Annotated in this window: 12 protein-coding genes; 10 read left to right on the top strand and 2 right to left on the bottom strand. The window is 64.1% G+C overall.

The genetic code is table 11. The features are described from left to right. Positions 1 to 86 precede the first annotated feature (86 nt). From RO07_RS21010 to nagZ, 10 genes are all read left to right on the top strand, one after another. The gene (locus RO07_RS21010) at positions 87 to 1,571 is read left to right on the top strand and encodes a DegQ family serine endoprotease (RefSeq protein ID WP_052266769.1); all 1,485 of its coding nucleotides are present in this window, start codon (positions 87 to 89) and stop codon (positions 1,569 to 1,571) included. 16 nt (positions 1,572 to 1,587) lie between these two features. Beyond that, positions 1,588 to 1,842 (top strand): glutaredoxin family protein, encoded by a 255-nt coding sequence (locus RO07_RS21005; RefSeq protein WP_039405477.1) that lies wholly within the window; start codon positions 1,588 to 1,590, stop codon positions 1,840 to 1,842. A 204-nt stretch (positions 1,843 to 2,046) separates the two neighbouring features. Continuing rightward, entirely contained in the window at positions 2,047 to 3,852 is a 1,806-nt protein-coding gene (lepA, locus tag RO07_RS21000) for a translation elongation factor 4 (RefSeq protein WP_039405475.1), read from the top strand. 18 nt (positions 3,853 to 3,870) lie between these two features. Continuing rightward, positions 3,871 to 4,785: a signal peptidase I gene (gene lepB, locus RO07_RS20995; RefSeq protein ID WP_039405474.1), complete on the top strand. Its 915-nt coding sequence runs from the start codon at positions 3,871 to 3,873 to the stop codon at positions 4,783 to 4,785. Positions 4,786 to 5,034: 249 nt separating this feature from the next. Beyond that, a complete protein-coding gene (gene rnc, locus RO07_RS20990; RefSeq protein ID WP_072637226.1) occupies positions 5,035 to 6,126 on the top strand; it encodes a ribonuclease III in 1,092 nt (363 codons plus the stop codon). A 59-nt stretch (positions 6,127 to 6,185) separates the two neighbouring features. Next, on the top strand, positions 6,186 to 7,079 hold the full coding sequence (era, locus tag RO07_RS20985; protein ID WP_039405472.1) for a GTPase Era: 894 nt from the start codon (positions 6,186 to 6,188) through the stop codon (positions 7,077 to 7,079). After that, complete coding sequence (gene recO / locus RO07_RS20980; RefSeq protein ID WP_039405470.1) at positions 7,066 to 8,070, top strand: DNA repair protein RecO; 1,005 nt, start codon at positions 7,066 to 7,068, stop codon at positions 8,068 to 8,070. Before era ends, recO begins: the two co-directional genes overlap by 14 nt. Continuing rightward, complete coding sequence (gene pdxJ, locus RO07_RS20975) at positions 8,067 to 8,828, top strand: pyridoxine 5'-phosphate synthase (RefSeq protein WP_039405468.1); 762 nt, start codon at positions 8,067 to 8,069, stop codon at positions 8,826 to 8,828. Before recO ends, pdxJ begins: the two co-directional genes overlap by 4 nt. A 197-nt stretch (positions 8,829 to 9,025) precedes the next feature. Beyond that, on the top strand, positions 9,026 to 9,382 hold the full coding sequence (gene acpS, locus RO07_RS20970) for a holo-ACP synthase (protein WP_237171479.1): 357 nt from the start codon (positions 9,026 to 9,028) through the stop codon (positions 9,380 to 9,382). Then, positions 9,382 to 10,416, top strand: coding sequence for a beta-N-acetylhexosaminidase (nagZ, locus tag RO07_RS20965; protein WP_039405466.1), 1,035 nt, complete (start codon positions 9,382 to 9,384; stop codon positions 10,414 to 10,416). The genes acpS and nagZ overlap by 1 nt, the downstream gene beginning before the upstream one ends. A gap of 182 nt (positions 10,417 to 10,598) precedes the next feature. On the opposite strand, the gene efp is transcribed toward nagZ, so the two are convergent. Both efp and earP read right to left on the bottom strand, forming a co-directional pair. Beyond that, entirely contained in the window at positions 10,599 to 11,156 is a 558-nt protein-coding gene (efp, locus tag RO07_RS20960; protein WP_039405465.1) for an elongation factor P, read from the bottom strand. 138 nt (positions 11,157 to 11,294) lie between these two features. Then, on the bottom strand, positions 11,295 to 12,614 hold the full coding sequence (gene earP / locus RO07_RS20955; RefSeq protein ID WP_052266768.1) for an elongation factor P maturation arginine rhamnosyltransferase EarP: 1,320 nt from the start codon (positions 12,612 to 12,614) through the stop codon (positions 11,295 to 11,297). Positions 12,615 to 12,647 lie beyond the last annotated feature (33 nt).

The following is a 12,647-nucleotide window of genomic DNA, read 5'->3' as shown; positions in this document are numbered from 1 at the left end:
CAGTCAGGCGCATCGAGACACGATGCCGTGTCGGATGCCTGGCCGTCCTCAGGGGTTCCCAGACTATCGCGCACCACGCTCTTCCAATGAAGAAGACTCTCCTGCTTCGTGTCATCCTTGGCGGCGCCATTGCCGCGCAACTGGCGGGAGCGCCCGCCGCCTTTGCCGCTCCGGCTTCGGCGTCGAACGCGCCGCTCGTCACCAATCTTCCCGATTTCACTCAGCTCGTCGATCGCGTCGGCCCGGCCGTCGTGAACATTCGCACGACCGAGCGCGTGAGCCGCAATCAACGCGGCCTGCCGCCGGGCATGGACGACGACATGGCCGAGCTGTTCCGCCGCTTCTTCGGCGTGCCCATGCCGCAACCGGGTCCGAAGGGCGGCACGCCCAAGCGTGGACAGCCGCAGCCCGACGAGGAGCAGAACAGCGGCGTGGGTTCCGGCTTCGTCGTGTCGGCCGACGGCTACATTCTCACCAATGCGCACGTCGTCGATGGTGCCGACAGCATCTACGTCACGCTCACCGACAAGCGCGAGTTCAAGGCGAAGCTGATCGGTGCCGACAAGCGCACCGACGTCGCCGTGGTCAAGGTCGAAGCCAAGGACCTGCCCACGGTGCCGGTCGGCGACTCGAACAAGCTGCGCGTGGGCGAGTGGGTGGTGGCCATCGGGTCGCCGTTCGGTCTCGAGAACACGGTGACGGCGGGGATCGTGTCGGCCAAGGGCCGCGACACCGGCGATTACCTGCCGTTCATTCAGACCGACGTGGCGGTCAACCCGGGCAACTCGGGCGGCCCGCTCATCAACATGCGCGGCGAGGTCGTCGGCATCAACTCGATGATCTACAGCCAGACCGGCGGCTTCATGGGCATCTCGTTCGCGATTCCGATCGATGAAGTGATGCGCGTGGCCGATCAGCTCAAGAAAACGGGCAAGGTGGTGCGCGGTCGTATCGGCGTGGCGATCAGCGAAGTGAGCAAGGATGTTGCCGATTCGCTGGGACTGCCGCGCGCTCAGGGCGCGCTCGTGCGCAGTATCGAGCCGGGTAGCCCGGCCGAGAAGGCGGGCGTGCAGCCGGGCGACATCATCATGAAGTTCGAAGGTCGACCGGTCGATCACGCGACGGATCTGCCGCGCATGGTCGGCGAGACGAAACCGGGTTCGACGGCAACGCTGCAAGTCCTGCGCAAGGGCAAGAACCAGGATCTGCGCATCACGATCGCGGAAGCCGACGCCGATGCGCCGAAGGCCTCCAAGGCCCAGAGCGGCAGCGCCGACACCCCGCATCCGAACGCGCTGGGGCTGGTGGTATCCGATCTGACCGAGGCGCAGAAGAAGGACATGAAGCTGCGCGGCGGCGTGCAGGTCGAGCTGGCCGAAGGTCCGGCGGGACGCGCCGGCCTGCAGCAGGGCGACGTCATCCTGCGGGTAGGCGACGCCGACATCGTCAGCGCGAAGCAGTTCGAGGAAGTGGTCAAGGCGCTGGATCCGAAGCGTCTCGTGCCGATTCTCGTGCGCCGCGGTGATGCCACGCAGTTCGTGCCGCTGCGCCCACGCACACAGGCCAAGTAAGCCGAACGGCTGACCCATGACCGCGCCGGCGCTCACGCTTTATGGCCGCAAGTGGTGTCATCTGTGCGATGACATGCTTGCGGCGCTCGAAGCGATGCGCCCGGCGTGGGACTTCTCCGTCACGGTCGTCGACGTCGACAGCGATCCGGCGCTTGAGGCGAAGTACGACGAGATCGTGCCCGTGCTGGCGCTGGACGAGCGCGAGTTGTGCCGCTACCGGTTCGATGCCGCCGCCGTCATCGCGGTGGTCCCGGCCGTTCAAGCGGCTTGAGCCCACTAGGCCGCCACGCTGCCGCGCCACCATCATTCTCCGAGCGACTCCCGGACCTTCCCGCGATTACCGATATAACGCTGCGATGCGCGCGATTTCAGACGGAATGGGCGCGCTTTCGGCTAAAATATCGTGTTTGCCGATTCTCTCGAAAGCCGCTGCCGAGCCGAATCCCATGGCACCGACTTTTCTATAGCCCGCCTCATGGACCACATTCGCAATTTTTCGATCATCGCCCACATCGACCATGGGAAATCGACCCTGGCCGATCGCATCATCCAGTTGAGCGGCGGTTTGTCCGATCGTGAAATGGAAGCCCGGGTCCTCGACTCGATGGACCTCGAGCGCGAGCGCGGCATCACCATCAAGGCGCAGACCGCTGCGCTGCAATACAAGGCGCGCGACGGCAAGGTCTACAACCTGAACCTCATCGACACGCCGGGGCACGTCGACTTCTCGTATGAAGTGAGCCGCTCGCTGTCCGCCTGCGAAGGCGCGCTGCTGGTGGTCGACGCCTCGCAAGGCGTGGAAGCGCAGACCGTGGCGAACTGCTACACGGCCATCGAGCTCGGTGTGGAAGTCGTGCCGGTGCTCAACAAGATCGATCTGCCGTCGGCCGAGCCGGAGAACGCGATTCAGGAAATCGAGGACGTCATCGGCATCGAGGCCGTCGACGCCGTGCGTTGCTCCGCCAAGACCGGCTTCGGCGTGGAAGACGTGCTCGAAGCCCTCATCGCCAAGGTGCCGCCGCCCAAGGGCGATGCGAGCGGCCCGCTCCAGGCGCTGATCATCGACTCGTGGTTCGACAACTACGTGGGCGTGGTGATGCTCGTGCGTGTGGTCAACGGCACGCTCAAGCCGAAGGAAAAGATTCAGCTGATGGCCACCGGCGCGACGTATCCGGTCGAGCAGGTGGGCGTGTTCACGCCGCGTTCGCAACAGCGCGAGTCGCTGTCGGCCGGCCAGGTGGGCTTCATCATCTCGGGCATCAAGGAACTGCACGCGGCGAAGGTGGGCGACACCGTCACGCACGCCGTGACGACCACGACCAAGCCCGCGCCGGCGCCGCTGCCGGGCTTCAAGGAAGTGAAGCCACAGGTGTTCGCGGGGTTGTATCCGGTCGAAGCCAACCAGTACGACGCCCTGCGCGAATCGCTCGAAAAGCTCAAGCTCAACGATGCGTCGCTGCAATACGAACCGGAAGTCTCGCAAGCGCTGGGCTTCGGCTTCCGTTGCGGCTTCCTGGGCCTGCTGCACATGGAAATCGTGCAGGAGCGTCTGGAGCGCGAATTCGACATGGATCTCATTACCACGGCGCCGACGGTGATTTATGAGGTCGTCCAGCGCGATGGCACGACGCTCACCGTCGAGAATCCGTCGAAGATGCCGGATCCGGGGCGCATCGAGGAGATCCTCGAGCCGATCGTCACCGTCAATCTGTACATGCCGCAGGAATGTGTGGGCGCGGTCGTCACGCTGTGCCAGCAAAAGCGCGGCATCCAGCTCGACATGCAGTACCACGGACGTCAGGTCAAACTGATCTACGAAATTCCGATGGCCGAAATCGTGCTCGACTTCTTCGATCGTCTGAAGTCGGTCTCGCGCGGCTATGCGTCGATGGATTACGAATTCAAGGAGTACCGTTCGTCGGACGTGGTCAAGGTCGACATGCTGATCAACGGCGACAAGGTCGACGCGCTGTCGATCATCGTGCACCGCTCGGAGAGCCGTCGTCGCGGCAACCAGGTGGCGGCGAAGATGCGGGAAATCATTCCGCGTCAGATGTACGATGTGGCGATCCAGGCGGCGATCGGTGCGAACATCATTGCCCGTGAGAACATCAAGGCATTGCGCAAGAACGTGCTGGCAAAGTGCTATGGTGGCGACATCACGCGTAAGAAGAAGCTGCTTGAGAAACAGAAGGAAGGCAAGAAGCGCATGAAGCAGGTGGGAAGCGTTGAAATTCCCCAGGAAGCGTTCCTTGCCATTTTGCAAGTCGAAGACAAATAACGTAGCGACAGGTCCCGCATGAATTTCGCCCTGATTCTTTTGATCCTGGTGCTGGTGACCGGGGTGGCCTGGGTGGCCGACAAGTTGGTGTTTCAACCGGCGCGCCGCCGGGCGGCGCAGGATGCCGTGTCGCAATTCGACCAGCAGCAATTTGCGCTGCAGGGATCCGGTGTTCAGGGTTCCGGTTCGCAGGACGGCAACGCCGTGGCGAGCGCACGTGCGCGCCTGCGCGACGAGAAGCTGCGCCAGCCCTGGTGGCTCGAGTACTCGGCGAGCTTCTTCCCGGTGATCCTCGCCGTGTTCGTGCTGCGCTCGTTCGTGGTGGAGCCGTTCAAGATCCCGTCGGGCTCCATGATCCCGACGCTGCTCGTGGGCGACTTCATTCTCGTGAACAAGTTCGACTACGGCATCCGCCTGCCGGTGATCAACAAGAAGATCGTCGAAGTGGGCGAGCCGAAGCGCGGCGACGTGGTGGTGTTCCGTTACCCGAAGGATGAGTCGATGGACTACATCAAGCGCGTGATCGGCGTGCCGGGCGACGTGGTGGCCTACGAGAACAAGAAGCTCACGGTGAACGGTCAGCCGGTGCCCGAGACGGCCATGCCGGATTACTTCGACGACGAACACATCGCCTATTTCAAGCAGTTCGAGGAGACGGTGGGAGGTGTGAAGCACCGTATCCTGAACGACCCGAACGTGCCGCCGTACATCATGGGCGCGGACGACTTCCCGAACAAGCAGAACTGCCAGTACAACAGCCAGGGTGTGATCTGCAAGGTGCCGCCGGGCAACTACTTCATGATGGGCGACAACCGCGACAACAGCGCGGACAGCCGCTACTGGGGCTTCGTGCCGGAGCAGAACATCGTGGGCCGGGCGTTCTTCATCTGGATGAACTTCTCGAACCTCAAGCGTCTGGGCAGCTTCCAGTAAGCGTGCGGAGTACCGGGGAAACCATTCTCCGTTAGGGTTTGATTGATGCGGAAATTGATAATAAAAAGTCAATTTCCGCATTATTATTTTTAATTTTGAATTAAATAATGCGACGGGGCATGGCTGCCTCGGAAATGTCCGATCCATCGCCCTCCCGCGAGTCTGAAAAGCCCGCCGGACGGCGGCTGAGCCCGTCGTTTCTTGGCGACGGCGCGCGCCGGGGCGGGAGCGTCGCGCTATACTTGCGCCATGCCTCAATCTCTGAATCAACTGGAAGAACGCCTCCAGTATCGTTTCCACGATGCGGAATTGCTTAGTCAAGCACTGACGCATCGTAGCCACAGTGCCGCCAACAATGAGCGGCTGGAGTTTCTCGGCGATTCCATTCTCAACTGTTCGGTCGCAGCGATCCTGTTTCGCCGTTACGGCAAGCTGGACGAGGGCGATCTGTCGCGCGTACGCGCCAATCTCGTCAAGCAGCAGTCGCTTTACGAGATCGCACAGACGCTGGGGGTCTCCGATTTTCTGAGGTTGGGCGAAGGCGAACTGAAGAGCGGCGGATTTCGCCGTCCGTCGATTCTGGCCGACACGCTCGAAGCGCTGTTCGGGGCGATGTACCTGGACGGCGGTTTCGAGAAGGCTTACGCGGTGATCGAGCGGCTGTACACGCCGGTGCTCGAACATGTCGATCCTAAGACGCTCGGCAAGGACGCGAAGACGCTGCTGCAGGAATACCTGCAAGGGCACAAGATCGCGCTGCCGCAGTACACCGTGACCGCCACGCATGGCGCGGCACACAATCAGCAGTTCGAGGTCGAGTGCACGGTGCCGAAGCTCGACATCAAGGTGGGCGGTTCGGGCGCCAGCCGTCGCGCGGCCGAGCAGGCGGCGGCCAAGAAGGCGCTCGAGGAAGTCCAGAAGATGCCGGCACTGGCGAAGCCGAAGGCCGAAAAGAGTGCCAAGGCGGCGAAGAAGCGTGCGGCCAAGGCCGCGGCGTCCGAAGCGAAGAAGGCCGAGCGGGCCGCGGCGAGCGAGTCGAAGGACGCGAGTCCCGGCAAGGATGCGAAGGAGGCGCGCGACGTCACGGCCGCTACGGGGGCCGGGGGGGCCGGGGGGGCCGCGGGCGCCGCAAGCGCGCCCGCGATGACCGCATCGGCGAGCCACGGCGCGAGCCGCGCGCCGGCAACGGTGTCGGCAATGAACGTGGCGCCGGAGAAGAGTGGCGACAAGAGCGGCGAGAAGGCTGGGGAGAAGGGCGGCGACAAGACGGCGACAGAGAAAGTCACAGACAAGCCCGTCGAGAAGGCCGACGTGGCCAAGCAACCGCCGGCAGCTGCCTGAGCATCCTATTCAAGGGGTGGGCGCGAGGCGCCGGCTCCTTTTCAAGAGAGTTTCCAATCATGAACGATAAGACGGATTTTCGCTGCGGGACCGTGGCGATCGTCGGGCGTCCGAATGTCGGCAAGTCGACGCTGCTCAACGCCCTCGTCGGTCAGAAGATCAGCATTACCTCGCGCAAGGCGCAGACCACGCGTCACCGCATCACGGGCATTTGCACGACGGAAGACGCGCAGTACATCTTCGTCGACACGCCGGGCTTCCAGACGCGCCACGCCAGCGCGCTCAACCGTTCGCTCAACCGCGCGGTAACGTCCACCCTCGCCAGCGTCGACGTGGTGCTGTTCGTCATCGAAGCGGGCAACTTCGGTCCCGACGACGAGAAGGTGCTCAAGCTGCTGCCCGAGACCACGCCGGTGCTGCTGATCGTCAACAAGCTGGACCGCATTGCCGACAAGGCGGAGATGCTGCCTTTCCTGAAGACGGTAGGCGAAGCGCGCGATTTCCGTGAAGTGGTGCCGCTCTCGGCGAAGCGTCCGGAAGACATCAAGCGTCTGCTGGGCGTGCTGCGCCCATACTTGCTCGAAGGCGAACCGATCTACGGCGAGGACGATCTGACCGACCGTAGCGAGCGATTCCTCGCGGCCGAAATTCTGCGCGAAAAGGTGTTTCGCTGGACGGGTGACGAGCTGCCGTACACGAGCACGGTCATCATCGACAAGTTCGAACAGGAAGGGAATCTGCGCCGTGTTTTCGCGACGATTCTGGTCGATCGCGACAGCCACAAGGCGATGATCATCGGCAACAAGGGCGCGAAGCTCAAGCAGATTTCCACCGACGCGCGCCTCGACATGGAGAAGCTTTTCGACGGTCGCGTGTATCTGGAAGTCTGGATCAAGGTCAAGGGCGGTTGGGCCGACAACGAGGCCGGCCTGCGGGCGTATGGCTACGAGTGAGCTCGATACCGCACGTGAGGAGATTGCCGCGCCGGACGACCTGACGTCTGCCGGGGCGGACAGGCAAGCTGCGCCGGCGACGTTGGCCAATTCGCCGCGTGCACCTCGCACGGGAGCGCGCACCGTGCGCCGCACGGGCAGCGCCCGCGCGCGCGCCGTGGATGACGACGCCTCCGAGACCTTCCAGGAGGCCGAGGCTTCCACCGAAACCGCCAGGGGAACGACCAAACGTACGCGGCGTGCACCGTCGCCCGCCCGGGCGGCCGAGCGCGAACAAAGCCGCGTGACCGAGCAACCGGGCTTCGTGCTGCACAGCTATCCCTATCGCGAAACGAGTCTGATCATCGACGTGCTCACGCGCGATCATGGGCGGATTGCCCTCGTCGCCAAGGGGGCGAAGCGTCCGCATTCCGCGCTGCGCGGTGTGTTGCAGACGTTTCAGCCGCTCTCGCTCGCGTGGCTCGGCAAGGGCGAGCTGCGCACGCTGACCAAGGCCGAGTGGGTCGGCGGCCTGCGTCCGCTCGAAGGCGACGCGCTGCTCTCCGGCTTCTACCTCAACGAATTGCTCGTGAAGTTCTGTGCGCGAGACGATCCGCACGACAAGCTGTTCCAGCACTATCTCGCGACGCTGCACCATCTCGCGCATGGCGAGCCGGCGGGCGTCATCCTGCGGGCATTCGAGCGTGTGCTGCTGCGCGAGACTGGGTATGCGGTGGCGTTCGACCGTTGCACGCAGACCCGCGGCAAGGTGAGCGCCGAGCGCCGTTACGTGTTCCATCCCGACTGGGGCGTGCGACCGGCGCGCGGCGACGAGCCGTCCGACTGGCCGGTGGTGATTGGACAAACGCTGCTGGATATGGAGCAAGACGATTACTCGCGAGCGCAGACCGTGCAACAAAGCAAGCTGCTCATGCGCTTTCTTCTCAACCACCACCTGGGCGGCGTTCCGCTCAATACCCGGCAGATCCTGCTCGACCTGCAAAAACTATGAGCCTCTTCTTCCACGGCAGCCCCATCGATCTGGGCGTCAACATCGATCACGTGGCGACGGTGCGCAATGCGCGCGGCACGACCTATCCCGATCCGATCAAGGCGGCGTTGCTGGCCGAAGAGGCCGGTGCGGACGTCATCACGCTGCACTTGCGTGAAGACCGCCGTCATATTCGCGATGACGATGTGACGAATCTGCGCGATAAACTGCGCACGCGCATGAACCTGGAATGCGCCGTGACCGAAGAGATGCTGAGGATTGCGTGCGGCGTCAAACCGCATGACGTCTGCCTGGTGCCGGAGCGCCGTCAGGAGCTGACGACCGAAGGCGGGCTCGACGTCGTCGGCCTGTACGACCGTGTGGCGGCGGCAACGCGGCAGTTGAGCGAGGCGGGCAGCCGCGTGTCGCTGTTCATCGATCCGGACGAGGCGCCGATTCGCGCTGCCGCCCGCATGGGGGCGCCGGTGGTCGAGCTGCATACGGGCCGTTACGCCGAGGCGCACGATGAAGCCACGCGTGAAGCCGAGTTCGCTCGCATCGAACGCGCGGTGGCCCTGGGCATTTCGCTCGGACTGCGCGTCAACGCGGGGCACGGTCTGCACTATGAGAACGTGCAGCCGATTGCTGCCATCGAAGGCATTTCCGAACTGAATATCGGACACGCCATTGTCGGGCATGCGATCTTCGCGGGATGGGAGAACGCCGTGCGCGAGATGAAGGCCATCATGGTCGCGAGCCGACTGGCCGCGCGCGGCTGAGCCATCCCTCCCCCGCGATACGCGCCACGTCTACCGTACAGTCACCGCACATGACCGATCCGAATCTGCCGACGTCCGCGCCTGCCGATGCCGCGCCGTCTTCCGCCGGCGTCCGCGTTTCCGCGCCTGCGCATGGCGCGACGGCGGTGTTCGGCGTGGGCACCGATATCCTCCAGATCAGCCGTGTCGTGGGCGTGATGACGCGCACGAACGGACGCTTTGCCGAGCGCATCCTCGGGCCGGAGGAACTCAAGGTTTATCACGCCCGTCGAAATCGCTCCGAGGCTCGTGGACTGGCGTACCTGTGCACGCGTTTCGCGGCGAAGGAAGCCGTCTCCAAGGCGATCGGACTGGGTATGCGCTGGCCGATGACCTGGCGTGCGGTGCAGACGCTCAACGCGCCGTCGGGCAAACCGATGGTGGTGGTCTCGGAGGAGCTGGCGCAATGGCTGGCCGAGCGCCAGCTGTCCATCGAGATTTCGATCACGGACGAGAAAGACTACGCGGTCGCGTTCGCGATCGCTTCACGCAACATTGCATCGGAGAAAACGTAATGACGAAGCGCAGGCCGGGCCCGGTGATGTTGGACGTCGTCGGGCTGACCCTCAGTGAGGACGACATCCGCCGCATCGACCATCCGTTGACCGGGGGCGTCATCCTGTTCAGCCGCAACTTCGACGACCGTGCGCAACTGTGTGCGCTCACGAAGCAGATTCGCGACGTGCGCGACGATATCCTGATCGCCGTCGACCACGAGGGCGGTCGCGTGCAGCGATTCCGCACGGATGGCTTCACGCACCTGCCGGCCATGGGCAAGCTCGGCAAGCTCTGGCACGAAGACGTGTTCAAGGCGACGCGCGTCGCGACGGCCGTGGGCTATGTGCTCGCGTCCGAGCTGCGCGCATGCGACATCGATCTGAGCTTCACGCCGGTGCTCGATCTCGATTACGGCACTTCGACGGTGATCGGCGACCGCGCCTTCGACGCCGATCCGCGCGTCGTGGCCATGCTGGCCAAGAGCCTCAATCACGGCCTGTTGCTCGCGGGCATGGCGAACTGCGGCAAGCACTTCCCGGGGCACGGTTTCGTCGCGGCGGACTCGCATCACGAGATCCCGGTGGACGAGCGCTCGCTCGACGAAATTCTCTCGGTGGACGCGCAACCCTACGACTGGCTCGGCATGTCGCTGTCGGCCGTCATGCCGGCGCACGTGATCTATCTGCAGGTCGACCCGAACCCGGCGGGCTTCTCGCCCAAGTGGCTCAAGGAAATCCTGCGTGGCAAGTATGCGTTCGACGGCGTGATCTTCAGCGACGATCTGTCGATGCAGGGCGCGAGCGCCGCGGGCGACGTGGTGACCGCCGCGCATGCGGCGATGGACGCTGGATGCGACATGGTGCTGATCTGCAACCGCCCCGAGTTGGCGGACCGGCTGCTGCACGAGATGAAGACGGTGCCCGACACGGTGTCGCAACGCCGCATCAAGCATCTCAAGGGACGCGGTAAGGTGCAGGGCTGGGAAAAGATGCTCGCGCAGCCGGAGTATCAGGCGGCGAAGCGCTTGATCGCGGAGACGTTCGGCGGCTGAGGCCGAGCGAGACCGCGAGACCGCGAGATAGCGAGATAGCGAGATCGCGGAACGGAGCGAGGGGCCGACACCGGTGACCCGCCAAACAAAAAGCGCTCACCCCGAGGGATTGAGCGCTTTTTTGTTGCCTGCGCGTATCGCGCCGCATCGCCGCGAGGGCGGTGCGGGCGTTATGTCGCGACTTAGACGCGGCTGCGGTACTCGTCGGTGCGCGTGTCGATTTCGATCTTGTCGCCGGTGTTGACGAACAGCGGCACCTGGATTTCCAGCAGATCGTTGATCTTGGCGTTCTTGAGCACGCGGCCCGACGACGTATCGCCCTTCACGGCCGGCTCGGTGTATTCCACAACGCGCACGAGCGAGGTCGGCAGGTCGACCGAGATGGCCTTTTCGTTGTAGAACACGACTTCGCACTGCATGCCGTCTTCCAGGTACTTGATGGCGTCGCCCATGTTCTCGGCTTCGACTTCGTACTGGTTGTAGTCGGCGTCCATGAACACGTACATCGGGTCGGCGAAGTACGAGTAGGTCACTTCCTTCTTGTCGAGCACGACGACGTCGAACTTGTCGTCGGCCTTGTAGGCGAACTCGCCACGGCCTTCGGAGAGAAGCTTCTTGTACTTCATCTTCACGACGCTGGAGTTACGGCCCGACTTGACGTATTCGGTCTTCAGCACGACATTGGGCTCGCCGTCGATCATGACGACGTTGCCGACGCGGAGTTCTTGAGCGGTTTTCATAAAAAACGAGATCCTGTGACGAAATAAGCGATTTGCCGCTTGTTGAGCGCTTCCATACGCCCATTCGCCGCTTGATTCCCGCGTCCGCCCGGAACGTTCCGGGGCAGCAGGTTAAGCAGCAAAGCGTTGAAAAACCAGCTATTTTACCTGATTTTCCACGAAGCTTGCCAACTGTCGCGCGAGGTCCGGAAGGGCCACTTGCCGGTTTGCCCAGGCGCGCGCATGGCTGTTGAGCTCCGGCAGGCAGGCGGCCAGCGCCGACCAGTCCGGTGTGGTGTTGGCGTACCCGTTCCAGAGATGCCAGAAGGTGCGCAGCGCCTCGCGGGCGGCGTGCGTTGGCGGTTCGACGTCGGGCGTCGTGGTGGCCGTTGTTGACCGGGACTCACCCAGGTAGCGCGCGAGAAAGGCGTCCAGCTTGATGTGATGGGCGTTTTCGGCCTGGGGGTAGATGTGCCAGACGAACGGCTTGGCCGCCCATTGGGCCCGCACGAACGAGTCCTCGCCGCGCACGAAATTCACGTCGCAGGCCCAGAGGAGCGTGTCGAACTCGGCTTGCGGCACGAACAGCAGTCCATAGGCGGTCAGTGCCCCTCGGCTCGCCGACTCGCCTGGCGCCAGCGCTTCGCGCCCGAACCATGCACCGGCGGCCGGCGCGATGCGGCCCTGGGGCACGAGGCAGACGATGGGCGTCTCGCTGGCGGCCCACTGCGCGAACAACGCAGGCAGCGCCGCGTTCTCGTAGGCGAACAGGGAGACGACCAGCGCGTCCGTCGGCGCGGCGGGCAGGCCGAGCGTGCGTTGCCACCAGGCATCGCGCAGCGCCGGGGAGGCCAGAAAGGCGTCGCGGCGCGAGAGCAGTTCGCGTTCGCGCGCGAGGCCGCCCGTGCGCTCGGTGAAGCCGGGGAAGAAGAACGTCTTGACGAGACCCAATTGCGGGTGCGTCGATTTCATCAGGTGGCAGTCTTCGACCCAGTCTTCCGCGCTGAGGTATTCGAGGTTGATCCAGACCGGCGGGTTGCCTGCCAGTTTGCGCGCGTGCATCGCCGTGACGTAGGCGTCCGGGATATGGCAGGCGAACGCTTCGATGACGATGTCGCCGGGGGCGTTGTCATCGGCGGCCATGCCCGGGTTCGCGTCCGCGGCGTCATCCGGGGCGGCGCGCCACTCGGCCTCCCAGCGACGCACGTCGACCCCGTCGCAGCGCTGACGCGCGAGCGTCGGATCGATGTCCGGGCGCAGATACCGGAAGCTTGCGAGATCGTCGACCCACAGCCGTACGGACCAGCCATGTTCGCGCACGAGTTGGCGGGCCAGGCGCCAGCACACCCCGATGTCGCCGAAATTGTCGACGACCGTGCAGAAGAGGTCGCAGCGCGGCACCAGCGGGCGCGGGGCGGACGCGGTGGAAGCCGTGGATGCGGTCGATGCGGCGATAGGCGACGTGGCGGGCAGGGACATTGAGAAGCGGTGACGCGGATTGGTCTAAACTTT

This window comes from Pandoraea pulmonicola (genome assembly GCF_000815105.2).
Classification (GTDB): Bacteria; Pseudomonadota; Gammaproteobacteria; order Burkholderiales; family Burkholderiaceae; genus Pandoraea; species Pandoraea pulmonicola.
The sequence above is the reverse complement of the archived record's forward strand: the minus strand, read 5'-3'. Positions and strand labels throughout refer to the sequence as shown.

Bases quoted from the DNA above. Each gene is read 5' to 3' on its own strand.
- pdxJ (WP_039405468.1), top strand. From the start codon at position 8,067: ATGAGCCTCTTCTTCCACGGCAGCCCCATCGATCTGGGCGTCAACATC.
- efp (WP_039405465.1), bottom strand. From the start codon at position 11,156: ATGAAAACCGCTCAAGAACTCCGCGTCGGCAACGTCGTCATGATCGAC.
- rnc (WP_072637226.1), top strand. From the start codon at position 5,035: ATGCCTCAATCTCTGAATCAACTGGAAGAACGCCTCCAGTATCGTTTC.
- era (WP_039405472.1), top strand. From the start codon at position 6,186: ATGAACGATAAGACGGATTTTCGCTGCGGGACCGTGGCGATCGTCGGG.
- lepA (WP_039405475.1), top strand. From the start codon at position 2,047: ATGGACCACATTCGCAATTTTTCGATCATCGCCCACATCGACCATGGG.
- recO (WP_039405470.1), top strand. From the start codon at position 7,066: ATGGCTACGAGTGAGCTCGATACCGCACGTGAGGAGATTGCCGCGCCG.
- RO07_RS21010 (WP_052266769.1), top strand. From the start codon at position 87: ATGAAGAAGACTCTCCTGCTTCGTGTCATCCTTGGCGGCGCCATTGCC.
- nagZ (WP_039405466.1), top strand. From the start codon at position 9,382: ATGACGAAGCGCAGGCCGGGCCCGGTGATGTTGGACGTCGTCGGGCTG.
- RO07_RS21005 (WP_039405477.1), top strand. From the start codon at position 1,588: ATGACCGCGCCGGCGCTCACGCTTTATGGCCGCAAGTGGTGTCATCTG.
- acpS (WP_237171479.1), top strand. From the start codon at position 9,026: ATGACGCGCACGAACGGACGCTTTGCCGAGCGCATCCTCGGGCCGGAG.
- earP (WP_052266768.1), bottom strand. From the start codon at position 12,614: ATGTCCCTGCCCGCCACGTCGCCTATCGCCGCATCGACCGCATCCACG.
- lepB (WP_039405474.1), top strand. From the start codon at position 3,871: ATGAATTTCGCCCTGATTCTTTTGATCCTGGTGCTGGTGACCGGGGTG.